At 64.3% G+C, this 20777-nt stretch carries 18 protein-coding genes and 4 pseudogenes; 18 read left to right on the forward strand and 4 right to left on the reverse strand.

The genetic code is table 11. From position 1 onward, the window contains the following. Window positions 1-49: 49 nt before the first annotated feature. From MKCMC460_RS01795 to dnaB, 9 genes and pseudogenes are all read left to right on the forward strand, one after another. Window positions 50-454, forward strand: a complete 405-nt coding sequence (locus MKCMC460_RS01795; RefSeq protein ID WP_236979403.1) for a DUF5318 family protein — start codon at window positions 50-52, stop codon at window positions 452-454. Further along, entirely contained in the window at window positions 447-3011 is a 2565-nt protein-coding gene (locus MKCMC460_RS01800; protein WP_370653055.1) for a transglycosylase domain-containing protein, read from the forward strand. The genes MKCMC460_RS01795 and MKCMC460_RS01800 overlap by 8 nt, the downstream gene beginning before the upstream one ends. Next, window positions 3008-4639 (forward strand): glycosyltransferase family 87 protein, encoded by a 1632-nt coding sequence (locus MKCMC460_RS01805; RefSeq protein WP_238305252.1) that lies wholly within the window; start codon window positions 3008-3010, stop codon window positions 4637-4639. Before MKCMC460_RS01800 ends, MKCMC460_RS01805 begins: the two co-directional genes overlap by 4 nt. Then, window positions 4639-5278 (forward strand): annotated as a pseudogene (locus tag MKCMC460_RS01810) (DJ-1/PfpI family protein). The gene MKCMC460_RS01805 and the pseudogene MKCMC460_RS01810 overlap by 1 nt, the downstream one beginning before the upstream one ends. A 111-nt stretch (window positions 5279-5389) precedes the next feature. Beyond that, the gene (rpsF, locus tag MKCMC460_RS01815; protein ID WP_236979405.1) at window positions 5390-5680 is read left to right on the forward strand and encodes a 30S ribosomal protein S6; all 291 of its coding nucleotides are present in this window, start codon (window positions 5390-5392) and stop codon (window positions 5678-5680) included. 69 nt (window positions 5681-5749) lie between these two features. After that, a complete protein-coding gene (locus tag MKCMC460_RS01820) occupies window positions 5750-6268 on the forward strand; it encodes a single-stranded DNA-binding protein (protein WP_238305253.1) in 519 nt (172 codons plus the stop codon). Between the two features lie 41 nt (window positions 6269-6309). Next, entirely contained in the window at window positions 6310-6564 is a 255-nt protein-coding gene (gene rpsR / locus MKCMC460_RS01825) for a 30S ribosomal protein S18 (protein ID WP_236979407.1), read from the forward strand. Between the two features lie 29 nt (window positions 6565-6593). Then, window positions 6594-7052, forward strand: coding sequence for a 50S ribosomal protein L9 (gene rplI, locus MKCMC460_RS01830; RefSeq protein WP_236979409.1), 459 nt, complete (start codon window positions 6594-6596; stop codon window positions 7050-7052). 531 nt (window positions 7053-7583) lie between these two features. Then, window positions 7584-8963: a replicative DNA helicase gene (gene dnaB, locus MKCMC460_RS01835; RefSeq protein ID WP_238305255.1), complete on the forward strand. Its 1380-nt coding sequence runs from the start codon at window positions 7584-7586 to the stop codon at window positions 8961-8963. A gap of 314 nt (window positions 8964-9277) precedes the next feature. On the opposite strand, the gene MKCMC460_RS01840 is transcribed toward dnaB, so the two are convergent. After that, a complete protein-coding gene (locus MKCMC460_RS01840) occupies window positions 9278-9646 on the reverse strand; it encodes a hypothetical protein (RefSeq protein ID WP_238305256.1) in 369 nt (122 codons plus the stop codon). A 519-nt stretch (window positions 9647-10165) separates the two neighbouring features. On the opposite strand from MKCMC460_RS01840, the pseudogene MKCMC460_RS01845 reads away from it, so the two are divergent. Next, window positions 10166-10333, forward strand: a pseudogene (locus MKCMC460_RS01845) (haloalkane dehalogenase); the annotation flags it as partial. 37 nt (window positions 10334-10370) lie between these two features. Here the strand turns inward: MKCMC460_RS01845 and MKCMC460_RS01850 are convergent. Continuing rightward, a complete protein-coding gene (locus MKCMC460_RS01850) occupies window positions 10371-11099 on the reverse strand; it encodes a hypothetical protein (protein ID WP_236979412.1) in 729 nt (242 codons plus the stop codon). Window positions 11100-11437: 338 nt separating this feature from the next. On the opposite strand from MKCMC460_RS01850, the gene MKCMC460_RS01855 reads away from it, so the two are divergent. The 8 genes and pseudogenes from MKCMC460_RS01855 to MKCMC460_RS01890 all read left to right on the forward strand — a co-directional run bounded on the left by MKCMC460_RS01855 (window position 11438) and on the right by MKCMC460_RS01890 (window position 17588). Beyond that, window positions 11438-12265 (forward strand): hypothetical protein, encoded by an 828-nt coding sequence (locus tag MKCMC460_RS01855; RefSeq protein ID WP_236979414.1) that lies wholly within the window; start codon window positions 11438-11440, stop codon window positions 12263-12265. A gap of 58 nt (window positions 12266-12323) precedes the next feature. After that, on the forward strand, window positions 12324-12938 hold the full coding sequence (locus MKCMC460_RS01860; protein WP_238305257.1) for a cytochrome c oxidase subunit 3: 615 nt from the start codon (window positions 12324-12326) through the stop codon (window positions 12936-12938). 4 nt (window positions 12939-12942) lie between these two features. After that, window positions 12943-13251: a cytochrome C oxidase subunit IV family protein gene (locus MKCMC460_RS01865; protein WP_238305258.1), complete on the forward strand. Its 309-nt coding sequence runs from the start codon at window positions 12943-12945 to the stop codon at window positions 13249-13251. 171 nt (window positions 13252-13422) lie between these two features. Next, entirely contained in the window at window positions 13423-14046 is a 624-nt protein-coding gene (locus tag MKCMC460_RS01870) for a TetR/AcrR family transcriptional regulator (protein WP_236979428.1), read from the forward strand. A gap of 95 nt (window positions 14047-14141) precedes the next feature. Beyond that, a complete protein-coding gene (locus tag MKCMC460_RS01875) occupies window positions 14142-14378 on the forward strand; it encodes a hypothetical protein (protein WP_238305259.1) in 237 nt (78 codons plus the stop codon). Between the two features lie 128 nt (window positions 14379-14506). Then, window positions 14507-16182, forward strand: a pseudogene (gene istA, locus MKCMC460_RS01880) (IS21 family transposase). Next, a pseudogene (gene istB / locus MKCMC460_RS01885) lies at window positions 16179-17068 on the forward strand (IS21-like element helper ATPase IstB). Before istA ends, istB begins: the two co-directional pseudogenes overlap by 4 nt. Before the next feature lie 28 nt (window positions 17069-17096). Continuing rightward, entirely contained in the window at window positions 17097-17588 is a 492-nt protein-coding gene (locus MKCMC460_RS01890) for a hypothetical protein (protein WP_236979432.1), read from the forward strand. Between the two features lie 33 nt (window positions 17589-17621). Here MKCMC460_RS01890 and MKCMC460_RS01895 read toward each other — a convergent pair whose 3' ends face one another. Both MKCMC460_RS01895 and MKCMC460_RS01900 read right to left on the reverse strand, forming a co-directional pair. Then, the gene (locus tag MKCMC460_RS01895) at window positions 17622-19076 is read right to left on the reverse strand and encodes an aldehyde dehydrogenase family protein (RefSeq protein ID WP_238305260.1); all 1455 of its coding nucleotides are present in this window, start codon (window positions 19074-19076) and stop codon (window positions 17622-17624) included. Continuing rightward, a complete protein-coding gene (locus MKCMC460_RS01900) occupies window positions 19064-20776 on the reverse strand; it encodes a long-chain fatty acid--CoA ligase (RefSeq protein ID WP_236979436.1) in 1713 nt (570 codons plus the stop codon). The genes MKCMC460_RS01895 and MKCMC460_RS01900 overlap by 13 nt, the downstream gene beginning before the upstream one ends. Window position 20777 lies beyond the last annotated feature (1 nt).

The raw sequence follows: 20777 nt of genomic DNA on the forward strand, positions 1-20777 counted from the left end.
AGACTGTGTTGCATATCGGCGCCGGGGAGGGGGACGTACTCTGGTCAGCGTGCGACTGCAGCGACAGGTGGTGGATTACGCGCTTCGGCGGCGCTCGCTGCTGGCCGAGGTGTACTCCGGGCGTACCGGAGTGTCCGAGGTCTGCGACGCCAACCCGTATTTGCTGCGCGCGGCCAAGTTTCACGGGAAACAAAGCCAGGTCATGTGCCCGATCTGCCGCAAGGAGCAGCTGACGCTGGTGTCCTGGGTTTTCGGCGAGCATCTGGGTGCGGTGTCAGGGTCGGCGCGCACCGCCGAAGAGCTGGTCTTGCTGGCCACTCGCTTCTCCGAGTTTGCTGTACATGTGGTGGAGGTGTGCCGCACGTGCAGCTGGAATCACCTGGTCAAGTCCTACGTGCTCGGTGCGCCACGCCCCGCGCAACCGCCGAGGAAATCCCGCACTGCCAGTGAGTAACGACGGACGCCATCACCAGTCGTCCAGCGACACCCCGGACGAGCCGACGACTGAAGGCGGCAAGCATTCCGGCGGCGACGGTCCGGGGGCAGCGGGAGTAACGGGGGCGACGGGTGCCCGCTCGGTACCGCGCCGCGCGGTACCGCCCGACGACCGGTTGACGACGATCATTCCGGCCGTGCCCGACGAGCGGACGTCCCGGCACGCGGACCCCATCGAGGAGGTCAAGGCCGCGCTGGACAACCCGCCCCAGCCCGACCATCTCGACCAGGTCAAGGCCGCGCTGGAGTCGCCGTCGTCCCGCGCCGGGCGACGATATGGCGCCGCCGACCGGCGCCCACCGGGCGGGCCTCCACCGTCGGGTCCGACGGGGCCCGCGGGCGGACCGGCGGGTCGGCCGCGGCCGAGGTGGAGCGAGCAGATCAACTGGCGGTGGGTCCGCCGATCGCTGTACCTCAGCGCGGCAGTGCTGATCCTGCTGCCGATCGTCACTTTCACCATGGCGTACTTCATCGTCGAGGTGCCCCGGCCCGGGGACATCCGCACCAACCAGGTGTCCACCATCCTGGCCAGCGACGGTAGCGAGATCGCCAAAATCGTTCCGCCCGAAGGTAATCGGGTCGACGTGAACCTCAGCCAGGTGCCGGTGCACGTGCGTCAGGCGGTGATCGCCGCCGAGGACCGCGGCTTCTATTCCAATCCCGGCTTCTCGTTCAGCGGCTTCGCCCGGGCGGCGCGCAACAACCTGTTCGGCGGTGACCTGCAGGGCGGCTCGACGATCACCCAGCAGTACGTCAAGAACGCCTTGGTCGGCTCGGCGCAACACGGGCTGAGCGGAATGATGCGCAAGGCCAAAGAGCTCGTGATCGCCACCAAGATGGCGGGGGAGTGGTCCAAAGACGATGTGCTGCAGGCTTATCTGAACATCATCTATTTCGGGCGCGGCGCCTACGGCATCTCGGCGGCGTCCAAGGCCTACTTCGACAAACCCGTGGAACAGCTCACCGTGTCCGAAGGCGCGCTGCTGGCCGCCCTGATCCGGCGACCGTCCACGCTGGACCCGGCCGTGGATCCCGACGGCGCACTGGCCCGCTGGAACTGGGTGCTCGACGGCATGGTGGAGACCAAGGCGCTGTCCGCCGGCGACCGCGCCAAACAGGTGTTCCCCCCCACCGTGTCGCCGGACCAGGCACGTGCCGCCAATCAGCCGACCGGACCGAACGGGTTGATCGAACGTCAGGTCACCAAGGAACTGATGGATCTGTTCAACATCGATGAACAGACGCTGAACACCCAGGGACTGCAGGTCACCACCACTATCGATCCGCAGGCGCAGCAGGCCGCGGAGAAGGCCGTCGCCAAATACCTCGAGGGCGAGGATCCTCAGATGCGGGCGGCGGTGGTGTCGATCGACCCGCACACCGGCGCGGTGAAGGCCTACTACGGCGGGTCCAACGCTCAGGGCTTCGACTTCGCGCAGGCGGGGTTGCAGACCGGGTCGTCGTTCAAGGTGTTCGCCTTGGTCGCCGCGCTGGAGCAGGGCATCGGGCTGGGCTACCAGGTGGACAGCTCGCCGTTGACCGTCGACGGCATCAAGATCACCAACGTCGAGGGTGAAAGCTGCGGGACCTGCAATCTGGCCCAGGCGCTGAAGATGTCGCTGAACACGTCGTACTACCGGTTGATGCTCAAGCTCAAAGGCGGCCCGCAGGCGGTGGCCGACGCCGCGCACCAGGCCGGTATCGCCCAGAGCTTCCCCGGCGTGTCGCACACGCTGTCCGAAGACGGTAACGGCGGCCCGCCCAACAACGGAATCGTGTTGGGGCAGTACCAGACCCGGGTGATCGACATGGCCAGCGCCTACGCCACGCTGGCCGCGTCGGGCGTCTACCACCGGCCGCACTTCGTGCAGAAGGTGGTCAATGCCGAGGGCCAGGTCCTCTTCGACGCCGGCACCGCCGCCAACGGCGGTGAGGAACGCATCCCGAAGGCGGTGGCCGACAACGTGACTGCCGCGATGCAGCCGATCGCCGGGTACTCCCGCGGCCACAACCTGGCCGGGGGGCGGCCGTCGGCGGCCAAGACCGGGACCACGCAGTTGGGGGACACCACTTCGAACAAGGACGCGTGGATGGTCGGGTACACGCCGTCGCTGGCGACGGCGGTGTGGGTGGGCACCGTCAAGGGTGACCAGCCGCTGGTGACCGCGTCGGGCGGAGCCGTCTACGGCTCGGGTCTGCCGTCGGACATCTGGAAGGCGACGATGGACGGCGCGCTGAAAGGCACCCAGAACGAGACCTTCCCCAAGCCCACCGAGATCGGCGGATATGCGGGGGTGCCCGCACCGCCGCCGCCCCCGCCGGCCCCACCCTCGGAGACCGTGATCCAACCCACCGTGGAGGTGGCACCGGGGATCACCGTCCCGGTCGGCCCGCCCACCACGATCACGCTGGCGCCGCCGGCCCCCGGTGGCCCGCCTGCGCCAGGGGTTCCAGCGCCGGGTGCGCCGGGTGCGCCGGGCGGTGGGCCGCCCGCCGACGTGCCCAACCCGCCGTGACCCGTCCTGAGGTCACGGCGTCGACGCAGCGCGCCGAGATTTCGCCACAACCGCTGGCCGCCGACCGGCGTAGCGCCGACAGCCGCGATTGCCCGAGCCGCAACGACGTGCTGGGTGCCGCGCTGGCCGGCCTGATCGGCGGTCCGGTGGGCCGGCACGCGATGATCGGCCGCACCCGGTTCATGACGCCGCTGCGGGTGATGATCGCCATCGCCCTGGTGTTTCTGGCACTGGGTTGGTCGACGAAGGCGGCGTGCCTGCAGAGCACCGGTAAGGGATCCGGGGATCAGCGGGTGGCCAACTGGGACAACCAACGTGCCTATTACGAGTTGTGCTATTCCGACACGGTTCCGCTGTACGGAGCGGAGCTGCTGAGTCAGGGCAAGTTTCCCTATAAATCCAGCTGGACCGAGACCGACAGCAACGGTGCCCCGCAGATCCGCTACGACGGCAAGGTCGCGGTGCGCTACATGGAATATCCGGTGGTGACCGGGGTGTACCAGTATCTTTCGATGGCGCTGGCCAAGACCTACACGGCGGTGAGCAAGGTTGCACCGCTGCCGGTGGTCGCCGAAGTGGTGATGTTTTTCAACTTCTCCGCACTCGGCTTGGCGCTGGCCTGGCTGGCCACCGTGTGGGCGACCTCAGGGCTGGCCGGACGCCGGATCTGGGACGCGGCCCTGGTCTCCGCCTCACCCCTGGTGATCTTTCAGATCTTCACCAATTTCGACGCGCTGGCAACGGCTTTCGCGATGGGCGGGTTGCTGGCCTGGGCGCGCCGAAAACCCTGGCTCGCCGGCGTGTTGATCGGGCTGGGCGCCGCGGCCAAGCTTTATCCGTTGCTGTTTCTGGGCCCACTGCTGGTGCTGGGGATCAGGTCCGGGCGCCTCGGCGGCGTGGCGCGCACCGCGGGCGCCGCTGCGGCGACCTGGCTGGCGGTGAATCTGCCCGTGCTGGTGCTCTATCCGCGCGGCTGGTCAGAGTTCTTCCGGCTCAACACCCGTCGCGGTGACGACATGGACTCGCTGTTCAACGTCGTCAAGTCGTTCACCGGTTGGCGCGGTTTCGACTCGTCGCTAGGTTTCTGGGAGCCGCCCACCGTACTGAATGCCGTAGTCACGGTGCTTTTCGCGTTGGCATGTGCGGCAATCGCCTACATCGCCTGCACGGCGCCGCAACGGCCGCGGGTGGCGCAACTGGTCTTCTTGGTGGTGGCGGCATTCCTGCTCACCAATAAGGTGTGGAGCCCGCAGTTCTCGCTGTGGCTGGTGCCGTTGGCCGTCCTGGCGTTGCCGCACCGCCGAGTTCTGTTGGCGTGGATGACGATCGACGCGCTCGTCTGGGTGCCGCGGATGTACTACTTGTACGGCAACGCCAGCCGGTCGCTGCCGGAGCAATGGTTCACCGCCACGGTGCTGCTTCGTGACATCGCGGTAATGACCTTGTGCGCCTTGGTTATTCGGCAGATTTATCGACCTGACGAAGACCTGGTGCGCTGGCACGGCCGGGTCGACGACCCCGCCGGGGGGATTTACGACCGGGCACCCGATGCGATGCCCGAGTGGCTGCGCCGCCGGCCGCAGCCCGACGCGGCGACACCGCTTGCAGCTGCCGGGACAGGTAGCTGATGCGGGTCGCCATTCCGGTGTTCCCGCGGTTCACGGCGCTGGATGCGATCGGGCCATACGAAGTGCTGCAACGCATCCCGTCGGTCGACGTGGTGTTCGTCGGGCACGAGCGCGGTGAGGTCCGCACCGAGAACAACATGCTCGGTGTCAGACTGCGACGCCACCTTCGACGAGGTCGCCACGCCCGACGTGGTGGTGGTTCCCGGGGGCATCGGGACCCGCGCACTCATCGGCGATGAAACCCTATGTGGCTGGCTGCAATCCGTGCATCCGGGAACCCGGTTCACCACCTCGGTGTGCACCGGCGCGCTGCTGCTGGCGAGTGCCGGGCTGCTGGACGGGCTCACCGCAACCACGCATTGGCGGGCGGTCGAGGAACTCAACGCGCTGGGGGCGCGGTACGTGCCGGAGCGGGTTGTCGAGCATCCGGCGCACCGCGTCATCACCGCGGCGGGTGTATCCAGCGGTATCGACATGGCGCTGCGGCTGGTCGAGCTGCTGGTCGACCGGGAGGCCGCCCAAGCCGCCCAGCTGCTGATCGAGTACGACCCGCAGCCGCCGTTCGATACCGGCGCGTGGGCCAAAGCCGACCCGGCGACGCAGGCCCGGGCCGCGGAGTTCGCTCGCGCCCGGAAGTGAATTTCCAGCTCAGCCCGGCGTCCGGTACCCTAGGGCGGTTGCCGACGCAGGCGACCCTCCTGCCACGGAACGTCCGTGGCCGCCCAGACCAGAGGAGGTGATGAGGTCCCTATGCGTCCATACGAAATCATGGTCATCCTCGACCCCACGCTCGACGAGCGCACCGTTGCCCCGTCGCTGGAGACGTTCCTGAACGTCGTCCGCAAAGACGGTGGAACGGTGGACAAAGTCGACATCTGGGGCCGGCGGCGGCTGGCTTACGAGATCGCCAAGCACGCCGAAGGCATCTATGTGGTGATCGACTTGAAGGCCGCGCCCGCGACGGTCTCCGAACTCGACCGCCAGCTGAGCCTGAACGAGTCGGTGTTGCGCACCAAGGTGATGCGCACCGACAAGCACTAGCCGGCCTGTCGGGGCTGTTGCCTACGCTCGTTCCCAAACCCACCCACCAGGCGGACCCAGGAGGCAATCATGGCTGGTGACACGACCATTACCGTCGTCGGAAACCTCACCGCCGACCCCGAATTGCGGTTCACCCCATCGGGTGCGGCCGTGGCGAACTTCACGGTCGCGTCCACGCCGCGCATCTACGACCGGCAGAGCGGGGAGTGGAAGGACGGCGAGGCGCTGTTCCTGCGGTGCAACATCTGGCGGGAGGCCGCCGAGAACGTGGCCGAGAGCCTGACCCGCGGGGCGCGCGTGATCGTCACCGGACGGCTCAAGCAACGGTCTTTCGAAACCCGCGAAGGTGAGAAGCGCACCGTGGTCGAGGTCGAGGTCGACGAGATCGGCCCGTCGCTGAAGTACGCGACCGCCAAGGTCAACAAGGCCAGCCGCAGCGGCGGCGGTGGCGGCGGCTTCGGCGGGGGAGGCGGCGGCGGATCCCGGCAGTCGGCACCGGCACAGTCCGGCGGATCCGGCGACGACCCGTGGGGCAGCGCCCCGGCATCGGGTTCGTTCGGCGGCGGCGACGACGAACCACCTTTCTGACTTAGAGAACTTCAGAGCACGAGAACGGAAGAAACACACTCATGGCCAAGTCCACCAAGCGGCGCCCGGCTCCGGAGAAGCCGGTCAAGGCACGCAAATGCGTCTTCTGCGCCAAGAAGGACCAGAACATCGACTATAAGGACACCGCGCTGCTGCGGACCTACATCAGTGAGCGCGGCAAGATCCGGGCCCGCCGGGTCACCGGCAACTGCGTGCAGCACCAGCGGGACATCGCAGTCGCGGTGAAGAACGCCCGCGAGGTCGCGCTGCTGCCCTTCACCTCCTCGACGCGGTAACCACCGCGCACAACGAAAGAACGCAAACGATGAAGCTGATTCTGACGGCTGACGTCGACCATCTCGGTTCCGTCGGCGACACGGTCGAAGTCAAGGACGGGTATGGCCGTAACTTCCTGTTGCCGCGTGGTCTGGCGATCGTCGCCTCCCGCGGCGCGCAGCGCCAGGCCGACGACATTCGCCGGGCACGCGAGACCAAGACGGTCCGCGACCGCGAACACGCCAACGAGATCAAGACGGCTATCGAGGCGCTCGGTCCGGTGTCGTTGCCGGTGAAGACGGCAGCCGACAGCGGCAAGCTGTTCGGCTCGGTCACCGCCGGCGACATCGTCACCGCCATCAAGAAGGCGGGCGGCCCCAACCTGGACAAGCGGATCGTGCGGCTGCCCAAGGCGCACATCAAGTCGGTTGGCACCCACCCGGTGGTCGTGCACCTGCACCCGGAGATCGACGTCGAGGTCTCCGTCGACGTGGTGGCGCAGGCCTAACCCGGCCAACCTTCGCACCTGCCCGGCGTGACCGAATGGGACGCGCCGGGCTTCGTGCTGCCGTGGGTTATCTGCGGAACCTGCGGGAGCGGGCTTCGCGCTGGCGGGACCCTGGCGAACAAATCCAGCGGTGTTTGCGCGGCCGCGGCGTAACCCGCGCTTTACCCGTCGAAAATGTCGGTGAAAACCAACACGCCCGGCGCGATAACCTGGCCCGACACGCCGATGAGATTGTTGTCCACACGGTAGAACTGGCGTGATATGGCTGGTAGCAGCACTGATACCGGCATAACCCGCAATACTCCACAGGTTCTCCACAGTCCGCTCAACACTGTCGTCGTCGGCTATGCACACCCGGTCCACAGCCTCATCAACAGGCCCCCTTTGCCGGGCCGCCAGCAACGTTTACCTTCATGCAGGCGCATTGGCGATGAGCATTACCGGGGGTTGGGTGTCGGTGCTTTGACCTACGCTCTGAATGCAGTTTATCGAATGTATGTTCGGTGCTTGAGTCGGAGGAGGTGAAGGCCCATGGCTGTCGTTGACGATCTGCCGCATCCGGGGATGGATTCTCCGCCGCCCAGCGAGGACTACGGTCGTCAGCCTCCGCAGGATCTCGCCGCGGAGCAGTCCGTGCTGGGCGGGATGCTGCTGAGCAAGGACGCCGTCGCCGACGTCCTGGAGCGGTTGCGGCCCGGCGACTTCTACCGTCCGGCACATCAGAACGTCTACGACGCGATCCTGGACCTGTACGGGCGGGGAGAGCCCGCCGACCCGGTGACCGTGGCCGCCGAACTCGACCGGCGCGGCCTGCTGCGCCGTATCGGCGGGGCGCCCTATCTGCACACCCTGATCTCGACGGTGCCGACGGCGGCCAACGCCGGGTACTACGCCGGCATCGTCGCCGAGAAGGCGCTGTTGCGCCGGCTGGTCGAGGCCGGAACCCGGGTGGTGCAGTACGGCTACGCCGGCGCCGACGGCGCGGACGTGGCCGAGATCGTCGACCGCGCCCAGGCCGAGATCTACGAGGTCGCCGATCGACGGACCTCCGAAGATTTTGTGGCTCTTGAGGATCTACTGCAGCCGACGATGGACGAGATCGACGCCATCGCGTCCAACGGCGGTATTTCGCGCGGCGTGCCGACCGGCTTCACCGAACTCGACGAGGTGACCAACGGGCTGCACCCGGGGCAGATGATCATCGTCGCCGCGCGTCCGGGGGTGGGGAAGTCCACCCTGGGACTGGACTTCATGCGGTCGTGCTCGATCAAGCACCGGATGGCCAGCGTCATCTTCTCGCTGGAGATGAGCAAGTCCGAGATCGTGATGCGGCTGCTGTCGGCGGAGGCGAAGATCAAACTTGCCGACATGCGTTCGGGCCGGATGAGCGACGACGACTGGACCCGACTGGCGCGGCGGATGAGCGAGATCAGCGAGGCCCCGCTGTATATCGACGATTCGCCGAATCTGACCATGATGGAGATCCGCGCCAAGGCCCGCCGGTTGCGGCAGAAGGCGAACTTGAAACTGGTGGTCGTCGACTACCTGCAGTTGATGACCTCGGGCAAGAAACACGAGTCGCGCCAGGTCGAGGTGTCCGAGTTCTCAAGGCATCTCAAGCTTTTGGCGAAAGAACTCGAAGTTCCGGTGGTTGCGATTAGTCAGTTGAATCGCGGTCCCGAACAGAGGACGGACAAAAAACCAATGTTGTCCGATCTTCGCGAATCGGGTTCGCTGGAACAAGATGCCGATATGGTAATTCTGCTAAATCGACCTGATGCATTTGATCGCGACGATCCACGCGGCGGGGAAGCGGATTTCATTCTCGCCAAACACCGTAACGGCCCGACCAAGACGGTGACGGTTGCGCACCAGCTGCACCTGTCGCGGTTCTCCAACATGGCGAGGTAGTTCTGGGCCGCGCCGGCCGGGTGCAGCTTCCGCTTTTGGTGGCTCAAGGATGCCGGACCCGCCGGAAAGTCTTTAGCTCAGCCAGTCTTTCGTTGACGGTGCCGACCGGAAGTGCACGCTGAAGGGCTGCGGTGGGTTCTTTCACCGCGCGCAGCAAGCGATGAAGAGTCCCGTGCACTGAGGGGCACGTGACGTGAAAGGTCGGCCGGTGGCTACCTGATTTGGAGCTTCCGAGCGCCATGGCTATTCCGAAGCCACCCGGACCCCATCGGAGCAATGAGCAGGTCCAGGCGGCGTCCCTGCGGCGGGCACGACTACGCCTGACCCAAACTCGGCCGGTAATCAGCCGCCTCGGCCTCGGCAGCAAGCAATGCGCCCAGCTCACCCTCCTGCTGGGCAACAAACACACCGATCACCTGCCGGCATACCTCCGGAACGCTCACCCCACGCATATCCGCAATACGTTTCAGCCTGACCAGCATTGACGTGGACAGGTGAAACTGCACAGTGAACTGACCGCACGAACCATCCTCAGGCGGCAACCCCGGACCCACCACCACAGGTTCATCCACCCGGTATTCGCCTACCTCAGCACCCCGAGCTCGCTCAACAACCCCACCACTAGCGCCGCCACCAACGCCGTCAGCCGGGTCCCGGAACTCCTCATGACTGAACAAACCCATTCTGCCCACGCTAGACCTCAAAGAATTCCCAGGCCGCCAACTAATCGACCTCGTTCGACAAGCGGCGCTGAATTCGTAGAGAGGTTGCGGTCGGGGCTCAGTCCGGCTGGGAGGGGGCCTTGACCCAGCCGGCGACGACGGCGAGGCGGCTGAGCCGGTGCACGGCGATGAAGCATGGGACGAACGGTCGGAGACTATACGAACGTAGACTTTGGTGGCGGCGAGACGGCATCGTGGAGGCTATCCGCTGCCTGCGTGTAGCTCGAAGATCGGCTATCAAGGCAAAGACTCAGTGCATCAACGAGATTCGCGGACAGCTGATTACCGTTCCCCTGGATTTGCGTGAACAGATGAAACGAGCCGCCACCTGGCTCTCAAATGTGACCGTCGTCGGCTGCTCACTCGCGAGCTGCCTGGCCCTGCGCGCCGCCGCCTTCGATCAGCGGATCGCTCGGGTCATCTGCTATGACATCCTGCCCAGTGTGTTCGAGTCTGTCCTGCACGCTGCACCCCGAAGGCGCCGATCCCGGAGTCATCCACAGCAAACAACGCGTTGTGGACATCGTGCGCAGCTGGCCCGACCAAACCGAAATCGCCGTTCCGGGAACGCATTTCCTCCAGGAGGACAGCGCAGACGAGATCGGCACGGCCATCGCTTCTTTCGTGCGGAAGATCCGGCCGGGTTGACGGCCGGCAGCCCGGCAGCGCCGCAAGTATCGCCGCGCTACTTCGCCAGGAGGGGTGTCTTTGCCTCAGGTTCGACCGCCTCTTGTCGGGAGATGGCTTTGAACAACAGCACCGCCATCGCGACGATCCACACGAAGAACGTGACTACCGGAGACCAGAACGCCAGCAGACCATTCCACGAGAACGGGCCGGAGCGGAACAGGAAGGCCAGGGCTCCGGGCTCGAACATGAGCGCCGTCCAGGCGGTGTAGTAGCCGAACCAGCGCGGGAATGGTGAGTAGAGCACCCGGTTGGGGATCAGACAGACCACTGCGATCGCCACCCACATGTAGATGTAGTACTGGTCGGTCGTGACGAAGGTCAGCATGGCCAGTTCGTGCATGAGTGCGGTGATATCGGGCGCTCGGTCGGGGGTGAAGGCCGCGACTCCCCAAAAGATCGGCGGGAGCACCAGCGGAATCGACATCAAACATCCGCCCGCGATTGCCAGGGTGGACCAGATCGGTCGGCCGGCCTCGTGGCGGGCAATCTGGATGCCCACGACGATGGAGATCGGCACCATGAAGCCGCTGGTCCAGCTGGCGACCGTGGCGCCTACCTTGATCGTCGTGCTGTGTTCGCGATAAAACTGGGCGATCTGCTCCGGCGGCCATTTCGCCGAGGGCGGCGGCATCATGTGGAACAGGCGCCACCATGCCAGCCCGTAGATCAGGGTGAAGGTCAGTCCCCACCACAGCAAAATCCGTTGTGCGCGTTCGGATACCACCGCGTCGGCTCCCGTTCAGCTCGCCGGCATCGTTGAAGAACCTGAAGTAACCTGATGCGTCTCGCAACCATCGGGCCACACCAGAGCGCACCTCGGCCTCATCCGCCCGACGATCCCCTGACCGCAACTACCCATCCAAGGAGTCCTTCCACCGGTGCATCTGGTGAAGGACACACTACAAGAATCTGGGACGCTGTGTCACTATAGCGAGTGTGTCTATTGCATCGGCACATCATTCGAGTGGACGTCTCTGCAGCGGGCTGCATGGCCGTTGGACGGCCACCAAGGGGGCTGTATAGCGAGCGGCGCGAAGTGGTCATTGACCGGGAAGGGCTCAGATGAATTACGTCAACAACAAGGTGTGTGCGGTGGCCGGGCCGCTGTGTGCGATCGGCTGGATCGTGGGCCTGCTGGTGTTCGCCAAGTTCCTTCCGCCACCGAGCGGCAACACGGGCCCCGTGGAGATTGCGCAGTTCTACGCCCACAACGTCACGGGCATCCGCACCGGCATGATTCTGGTGCTGTTCTCGGGTATTTGCTACCAGCCGTGGGTGTGCGCGATCTCGGTTCAGATGAAGCGGATGGAGGGTGCCACGGCGCCGATGACCCTCGTCCAGTTCGGTCTCGGTACCCTCTTCGTGCTGCTGTTTCAGCTGGCAGCCATCTTCTGGCAGGTCGCTGCCTACCGCCCGTTGGAGAACCCCGAAATCACCCAGCGCTTCAACGATCTGGGCTGGATGATGTTCCTCATCTCCGTTCCGGTGGTGACAATCCAGGGCGTCGCGATCAGCCTGGCGATCTTCGGCGACAAACGCGAGGAACCGATTCTCCCGCGCTGGTTCGCCTGGATGAACCTGTGGGCTCAGTTGGTCTTCCTGCCGGGAACGGTCATCCCGTACTTCAAAGACGGCCCGCTCGCCTGGAACGGTGTCATCTCCTTCTGGGTACCGGCCGTCATCTACACAATCTGGATGCTCACGCTAACCAAGTTGCTGCTGAACGCGGTCAACAGGCAACGAGCCGAGGAACTCGCCGATCAGCAATGCGCCACCGCCGTCACCGATCACGCAGCCCAGATCGATCAACTGCGGCAAGAGATCTCCGCGCTGCGCGCCGAGCACGACCTTCTCGCCGGACGAGCGCAACTCAGCCGCACGTCCGTCTAGGCCCGTCGTTCCATCGACGGAGCCTGCCGTCAGTAGACCTACGCAGAAGGAAACATCCATGGTGAGCAACACCGAGGCTCGCACGGCCGACGCCGTACCGCCAGCACCGAACAAGAGTTGGCGGACCCCTGCAGAAGGCGGCGTCTGGATCTTCATATTCGGCGACATGTCGGTATTCGCAGTATTTTTCGTGCTTTACCTGCTGGTGCGCTTCGACAACCCGGCGCAGGCCGCTCTTGATCAGGCCGCGCTGAACAAAAACTTTGGCGCGATCAACACCGTGTTACTACTGGTCAGTTCGCTGTTCGTCGTCCTCGCCGCGCGCGCGGTGCGATCCGGAACCCAAAGTCGTCACGCCCCGAAATTCATTGTCGGAGCGTCTATTTGCGGCGCCGGATTTCTGGTCATCAAAATTGTGGAATACACGGAGAAGGTGCAACATGGCATCACGCCGTACACCAGCAACTTCTTCATGTACTACTACGTGCTGACCGGTCTACATGCCTTTCATCTCCTGATCGGCCTGGCCGTCTTGACCGGTTTGTTCAAACTCACACGCCAGCCCGACATGGGTGCGAAAAACTATTCGTTGTTCGAGAGCGGCGCTTGCTTCTGGCACATGGTCGATCTTCTCTGGATTGTCCTATTTCCGTTGATCTTCTTGGTGAGGTGACCCGATGACCTACATCCCCCACGACGTCGAGGCCCGGACGCCGGCAGACCTGCTGAAATCGTCGGCGACAGTCGTTTGGTGCTTTTTGATTTTCGCAACCCTGGTCTCGTGGGCCATGGGAACCCAGCACGGGTTCATCGACAGTAACAAGATCAACAGCGTCGTTATCTTGATGATCGCGTTCGTCAAAGTCCGTTTTATCGGCCTGTACTTCATGGAGCTCAATAATGCGCCGCCGAGACTTCGAATCATTCTGGAAGCGTGGTGTGCAATTGTCTGTGCCGCCACGATCGGCTGCTACCTCGCGGCCTGACTCAGCTAGTTCTGCGCCAGAAAGTCCGACCACCCAGCGCATTGCGCCCCTCCGAAAATCTGTTGAGGGTGCCTCCACCGAAGTGTTCAGCAAAAGCACTGCGGCACAAGCACCAGCGGATAAGTTGATACGGCGTGCCATTACCGGCGTTGGGTCTAGTCTGGCAAGACGATGACCGACTTGCGAGCCCGCAAAAAGGCAGCCCTGAGCGCCACGATCGTGCGGCGGGCTGTTGAGCTTATCGTCGACCGGGGTTACGACGCCGTAGGCGCCGAAGAGATCGCGGCGGCGTCGATGTGCTCCCGAAGCACGCTCAACCGGTACTTCGGCACCAAAGAAGACATCCTGTTCGGCGCGGCTCCAGAGGTGATCGCCGGTCTACGTGAGGCCCTCGACGCCGCTCCTGCGATCGGCGACCGATGGCAGGTGGCCCGCGCCGCGGTCATCTTCCAACTGGAGCGGTTCTTCGAAACCTTCGAGCCGGACCTGCGCGTGACCTGTATGCGCCTCTGGTTCACCGAACCCGCGCTGCGGCGCCGCTACCTGGAGATCGCCCACGAATTCGAAGATGCCCTCAAGCGGTACTTCGCCCAGGGGCTACCTGACGATCCGATAGCCCACCTGCGCGTCCAGGTCCAGGCATCGTGCATGGTATCCGCGCTGCGAGCGGTGCTGCATGCCACGATCGAGTCGGGTGAGTCCATCGGGACGCTTGCGGATATCGCATTCAGCATGGTCGAAACCGGCCCAACCGGTTTCGAGGACATTGTGCCGCCCGCCGCAGCACGCGGGTAGGCACCGCCGGACGGGCTGCTGCGGGGATCGACAGGGGTATCGCGGTCACGAACGCTTTCGACGTCAAACGCAAACCTCCAAGGAAGGCAGGTCTCATGGACAGAACAACCGAGCGTTGGTGTGTCTACTCCGGTCCGCTGTTGATGATCATTTTCGGCATCGGGTTCTGGGCAGTGGGCGGGCTGGTACCGCCCCCGTCGCCGAACCAGACCGCACAACAACTCGCTGCCTTCTATGCCGACAACGCATTTCGGATCAGGCTCGGCCTGATCATCTCGATGCTGGCGGCCGGACTGACGTTCCCGTTCACCGTCGTGGCTATGACAGTTTGATTCAGGACCGGTGTGACGGCCTGATTCAGGACCACCTTCTTTCAGACCGGTGTGTTGTGACGGTTTGATTCAGGACCACCCTCGACGGTTGGCGTGTCGATTATTGGCTCGCTGTCGGAGGGTTCCGGATGGGAAGTCGTGTGGAGCTGTTCGCCCAGATACGTAGGGACGCCCGGGTCGAGGGTTTGGGTATTCGGGCGCTTGCTCGTAAGTACAAGGTTGGCCGGGATACGGTCCGGCACGCGTTGGCGAATCCGGAGCCGCCGAGGCGGAAGACACCGGTGCGGGAGTCGCCGAAACTGGGCCCGCTCAAACCTGCGATTGATGCGATGCTGCGGACCGATCTGGATGCGCCCCGCAAGCAACGCCACACTGCGACAAGGATTTGCAATCGTCTGGCCGATGAACACGGCGTTGAGGATGTGTCGTATTCGTCGGTGCGTGACTATGTCCGGGTCCGTCGTGCGGAGATCATCGCCGAGTCCGGTAAGCAGGCGCAGGAAGCGTTCGTGCCGCAGGAACACCCGCCCGGCGCTGAAGCTGAGGTTGATTTCGGCGAGGTTCACGTCATCCTCGCTGGTGTCAGAACCCGCTGCTACATGTTCGTTTTCCGAATGTCGATGTCCGGCAAGGCAGTCCATCGGGTGTATGCGACTCAGTCGCAGGAGGCGTTCCTCGAAGGCCACATCGAAGCATTCGACGTGATCGGCGGCATCCCGGTGCGCCATATCCGCTACGACAACTTGAAGTCTGCGGTCACCTCGGTGGTGTTCGGCCGCGGTCGGGGCAGGGTCGAGAACGACCGGTGGGTGCTGTTCAGATCGTTCTACGGGTTCGACCCGTTCTACTGCCAGCCGGGAGTGAAAGGCGCCCACGAGAAAGGCGGAGTCGAGGGCGAGATCGGACGTTTCCGCCGCACCTGGCTCACGCCCATGCCGGAAGTGGACTCGCTGTCAGAGCTCAACGACTACATCCGCCGCTGCGAAGCACGTGAGGATCATCGGCGGGTCACCGGCCGGCTGCACGCCGTGGGCCAGGACTTCCAGACCGAACGAGAACATCTCGCCGCTCTGCCTGCCGAGCGGTTCGACCCGGGGCTGGTGCTGCATCCACGGGTGGACCGGTCGGCGCTGATCACGGCGCGGTCGGCGAAGTACTCGGTTCCCGCCCGGTTGATCGGACGCAAAGTCAGGGTGTCGCTGCGGGCCTCGGAGTTGGTCGTCTTCGACGGCCGCACTATCGCCGCACGCCATGAACGCGTCACGACCCGCAACGGGCAATCGATCAACCTCGACCACTATCTGGAGGTGTTGCACTGCAAACCCGGCGCGTTGCCCGGCTCCACCGCGCTTGCTCAGGCCCGCGCCGCCGGCACTTTCACCGCAGCGCACGAGGCGTTCTGGCAGCAGGCCCGCCGCGTCGACGGCGATGCTGGCGGGACTCGCTCGCTAATCGACGTGCTGCTGCTGCACCGCAGCATGCGCGCTACCGATGTGATCGCCGGGATCCACGCCGCCCTGTCGGTCGGTGCCGTTTCAGCGGATGTGGTCGCGGTCGAAGCACGCCTGCATGCCGCCGGTGGTGGTCTCGAATCAGACCGTCACGCCGGTAACCATGCCAATACCGTCGATTACCGGGTCGTCAGTCTGACCCAGCGCCGCCTGGCTGATCCAGCGACCGTGATCGCCGGCCTGCCACCGACACCCGGCCGCTGCCTGACGTCGCGGCCTACGACGAGCTGCTCCAACGCAGACCCCCAACACCGCCACCCGGTGACGGAATGGAAGGAACGACTGGATCATGAGCACGGCCACGAAAGTCACCAACACCCTGCGCCGCCAACGCGGGATGACCCCACAAGCGGCCCAAGCCGCCGTCGATTCCGCATGCCGACGCCTGCGGTTGCCGACCGTGCGTGCGGTGATCGACGAAGCAGTGAAAGTCGCCGAGCGTGAACAGCTCACCTACCACGGCTTCCTCGCCGAACTGCTCCTGGCCGAATGCGATGACCGGGACCGCCGATCCACCTTGCGGCGAGTCGCAGCGGCCGGGTTTCCACGTCAGAAATGGTTCGGCGACTTCGATTTCGACGCCAACCCAAACATCAACGCCGCCACCGTACATACCGTCGCCCAAGGCGATTGGATACGCCGAGGCGACCCGCTCTGCCTGATCGGCGACTCGGGCACCGGCAAGTCCCACCTGCTCATTGGTGTGGGCACCGCCGCCGCCGAGCAAGGCTTCCGCGTCCGCTACACACTGGCGACCAAACTGGTCAACGAACTCGTCGAGGCCGCCGATGAAAAGCAACTCGCCCGCACGATCGCCCGCTACGGCCGCGTCGATCTTTTATGTATCGACGAACTCGGCTACATGGAACTCGACCGCCGGGGCGCGGAGTTGCTGTTCCAAGTACTCACTGAACGCGAGGAAAAGGCGTCAGTAGCCATCGCATCCAACGAGAGTTTCTCCGGCTGGACCAAAACCTTCACCGACCCCGACTCTGCGCCGCGATCGTCGACCGACTCACCTTCCACGGCACCATCATCGAAACCGGCACCACCTCATACCGGCTCAGCCATACCCGCGGTAGCAGCTCGCGATCACAGCCTACGAAGACGCCTGAGCCACCACCTCCTCGCCGAGGTGGTCCCGAATCAAGCCGTCACAGTGGTCCTGAGTCAGGTTGACATAGAGACCGTCGCGATCTTCATGCAGATGAAGCGCATCGAGGGCGGTATCGGTCCGCTGGGATGCACGCAGCTGGTGACCGGCCTGCTCAACGGGCCGCTGTTCATTCTGCCGATGATCACCTTGTCGGCGGCCACTTTTCGGGCCGGTGCCACGGACCCGTCAGCGACGCAGAGCCTCAGTGACCTGGGCTGGCTGGCCTTCGTCGGCATCCCAGCCCCCGCCATTGTGCAGCTGACTTCGATTGCGATCGCCGCGTTCCGCGATCACAGCGAGCGACCGATCTTCGCGCGGTGGGTCGCCTACTTCAACATCTGGTGCGCACTGTCTTTCCTCTTCGGGGTTCTGGTAATCGTCTTCAAGACCGGGCCGTTCGCGTGGAACGGCATCATCGCTTTCTGGATCCCGCTGACGATCTTCGGCACCTGGTTCTTCGTGATGGCCTGGGTGATGCTGCACGAGCTCAGGCAACAACACAGTGGAGACGGCCGGGCAACCCTGGACGAGATCAGCACCTAACCGATCCGCATCGCTATCGCGGGGCGAGTTCGCTCATTGCGGCGCCCCGAGTGCGCCGTCCACCAGCGCTGTCGCCAAGGCGCCGTATGGCGGCAGGAACGCCTCCATTACTCCGCCTTCCCCGCGCACGACAACGCCACGGGCATTGGAGAATTCGCGGAAACCGTCGATTCCGTGGTGGCGTCCCATCCCGCTGCTGCCGACCCCGCCGAACCCAAGTGGCGCAAGCGCTCCCTGGAGTCCGCACGCGTTGACGCAGGCGCCGCCTGATACCGTGCGAACCAACACGTCTTGCGTGGCCGCCTCGTCGTGACCGAACACGTACAGCCCGAGCGGCCGTTCCCCTCTGTTGATGTAATCGATCGCCTCTGCGATGTCGTCGTAGGGTTTGACGGGCAGGATCGGCCCGAAGATCTCTTCCCGCATCAGGCCTAACGACTCAGCGGGATCAACCACGATGACCATGGGCATCCTGCGGGTCCGCGGATCGAGGCGGTCCTCCCCGAGCGGCACGACTTCGCAACCGCTGCGCCGCGCTTCGTCAAGCAGGTTCTGCAACCGCTCCAGATGGCCTTGGGTGATGATCCCGGTGCAGTCGTCGCTGCCGGCATAGTCGGGGGTGTGGGTTCGGTAGTGTTGCTTGGCCAGCGAGATGAACTCGCTCAGTCGATCACGCGGCACCAGGCAGTAGTCGGGCGCGATACACATCTGGCCGTTCTTCATCATCTTGGTGCCGACGATGTTGGCCACGGCTGGCGCGTCGACACCGTCGTCAAGCAGGACCGCGGGACTTTTGCCCCCGAGTTCGAGGGTTACCGGAGTCAGGTTTTCCGCGGCTGCGCAAGCGACCGCGCGCCCGACCGACGTACTTCCCGTGTAGAGCAAGTGGTTCCAAGGCAACGTCGGGAAGACCTTGGCCAGCTCGAGGTTACCGGTGACGACGCTGAGCAGATCGGCGTCGAAGGTCGATGACACCATTTCATGAAGCAACTCCGAGCAATTCGGGGTGAGCTCAGATGGTTTGATAATTGCCCGATTTCCGGCCGCCAGCATATCGACCACTGGGCCCAGCGAGAGGTCGAAAGGGAAGTTCCACGGCGAGATGATGCCGATAACGCCCTTCGGCTGGTAGTGAATGCCCGCCCAACTAGTGCCGTGCAGTTCGGGGTCGGTCTCGCGTAGGGATGGCTGCATCCAGGCCTCGAGATTCTCGATAGCGAACTGCGCACGGCCCGCCGTTGAGAGCACCTCGGCGAGGTCCGCCAGCGCTGCGGGGTGCACCGCGAAATCAGCTTGCAGCGCTTGCCGAATCCTGTTGCGATTGGCGATCACCATTCCTGCCAGCGCCTGCAGGCGTTCGATCCGGCTGTCAACGCTCGGAAAGCTGTCGGTCCGGAATGCCGCCCGTTGGGCGGCGAAGTCCTTCCGCAATGCTGCGATCGCCGCCGCGTCGTCCGTGGCGTTCTTTGGGGTCGCTATTGTCGCCATTTCTCCTCCTCGTCGAAGTTTCGGCGGTCACCCACGGCACCGGTTGCCGCGTATAGCGCCTCGATGGTGGCGGCGTGCTTTTCGGCGATCCGCCGCCGTCGCAGTTTCATGGTCGGAGTGAGCTCATCGCCACCCGGAACCCACGGAGAATCCATGATGGCGAAGCGCTTGATCTGCTCGACCCTCGACAGCCGCGCATTGCCGCGCGCAATTGCCGACTGCACTTCGTCGTTGAGGGTCGCCCTGGACCGTTCACCGATTTCCTCAGGGTCCAGACAGATCAGCGCGATGTTGTAGGGCCTGCCGTCTCCGATGGCGACGACCTGTGCGATCAGCGGACATCCGGACTTGATTGCCGATTCGATGTTGGCGGGGGACATGTTCTTGCCCGCGGCGTTGATGATGAGATCCTTCTTGCGGTCCACAATGCGAAGCTCGCCGTCGACCAACTGGCCGATATCACCGCTCCTGAAGAATCCGTCCCGTGTGTAGCAGGCCGCAGTCGCCTCAGGCTGATTACGGTATCCGCTCATCAAGAGGCGGCCGCGGACGAGGATCTCGCCGTCATCAGCGATCTTGATCTCGACACCTTGCAGCGCAGGACCCGCGCTACCAATCGTGATTCTGCGCCGTGGATCGGGCGCCGAACAGACGATCCCTTCGGAGAACCCGTATATCTCGGCGAGCGGAACACCGAGTGCGTGGAAAAACGCGACGACGTCGGCGGCGATGGGTGCTGCGCCGACCTGAGCGCAGCGCACGCGATCGAGTCCGACCGCGCGACGGACCGGTGCGAGGACCGCATCGGCATCGGCGACCGTGTGGGCAGGTTTTTCGGGCACCGTTTCGTCGTTCAACATGTGGCGGGCCCTCGCGAAGGCGACCACTAAAGCCTCGTTGACCGAGTCACGCTCGCTACCGTCCAACGATGCGATGAAATTCTGAACACTGGCCTGAAGCTTCTCCCATACTCTCGGCACTCCGAAGAACCATGTCGGGTGAACGGCTGCGACGACCTCGTTGATCCGGCGCGGGTCCGCGCATATCGTGACTTCATCGCCGAAAACGATGGCTCCGTAGTAGGTGGCGCACCGCGCCGCGATATGGGCCATCGGTAGCCAGCAGATGGTGTGGCCCCGATCGCCGAGTCCGGTTCGTTCGGCCATCGCAGCCACCGCTGCGAGCACCGAACGATGAGTTAGCTCAACCCCTTTGGGTGGACCTGTGGTTCCCGAGGTGTAGATGATGGTCGCGATCTCATCCGGGCTTCCCGGATGTACGTCCTGAAGCGGTGTGGTCTCCGACATCCGCTGAAACGCTGCGTCTTCGATGACGACGGTGGGACCCGCGAAATTCTTTGCCGTCTCGACGAGTGCACGTTCGGTGACGAGCACCTTGGCGTCGGCGTCGGCGAGCAGGTAGTCGATCTGTTCAGGTGCCGATGTCGGGTAGACCGAAACGGGTACGGCTCCCAACATCAGTGCCGCGAGATCTGCCAGGTAAAACTCGGACCGGTTGAACAAGAGCAGTGCCACGGTGTCGCCCCTACCGACCCCGAGGTCGCGAAACCCGGCAGCGAGTCGCCGCGCGCGATTGTCGCAGTCGGCCCATGTGAGGTCCCCGCGATCACCAAATATTCTCAGCGCCAAGTCATCTCGGTGCCGTGAGACCGTCGCGCCGAACGCATCAAGCAGGGTCATG

Source organism: Mycobacterium sp. 20KCMC460, from assembly GCF_022179425.1.
GTDB classification, from domain to species: Bacteria; Actinomycetota; Actinomycetes; order Mycobacteriales; family Mycobacteriaceae; genus Mycobacterium; species Mycobacterium kiyosense.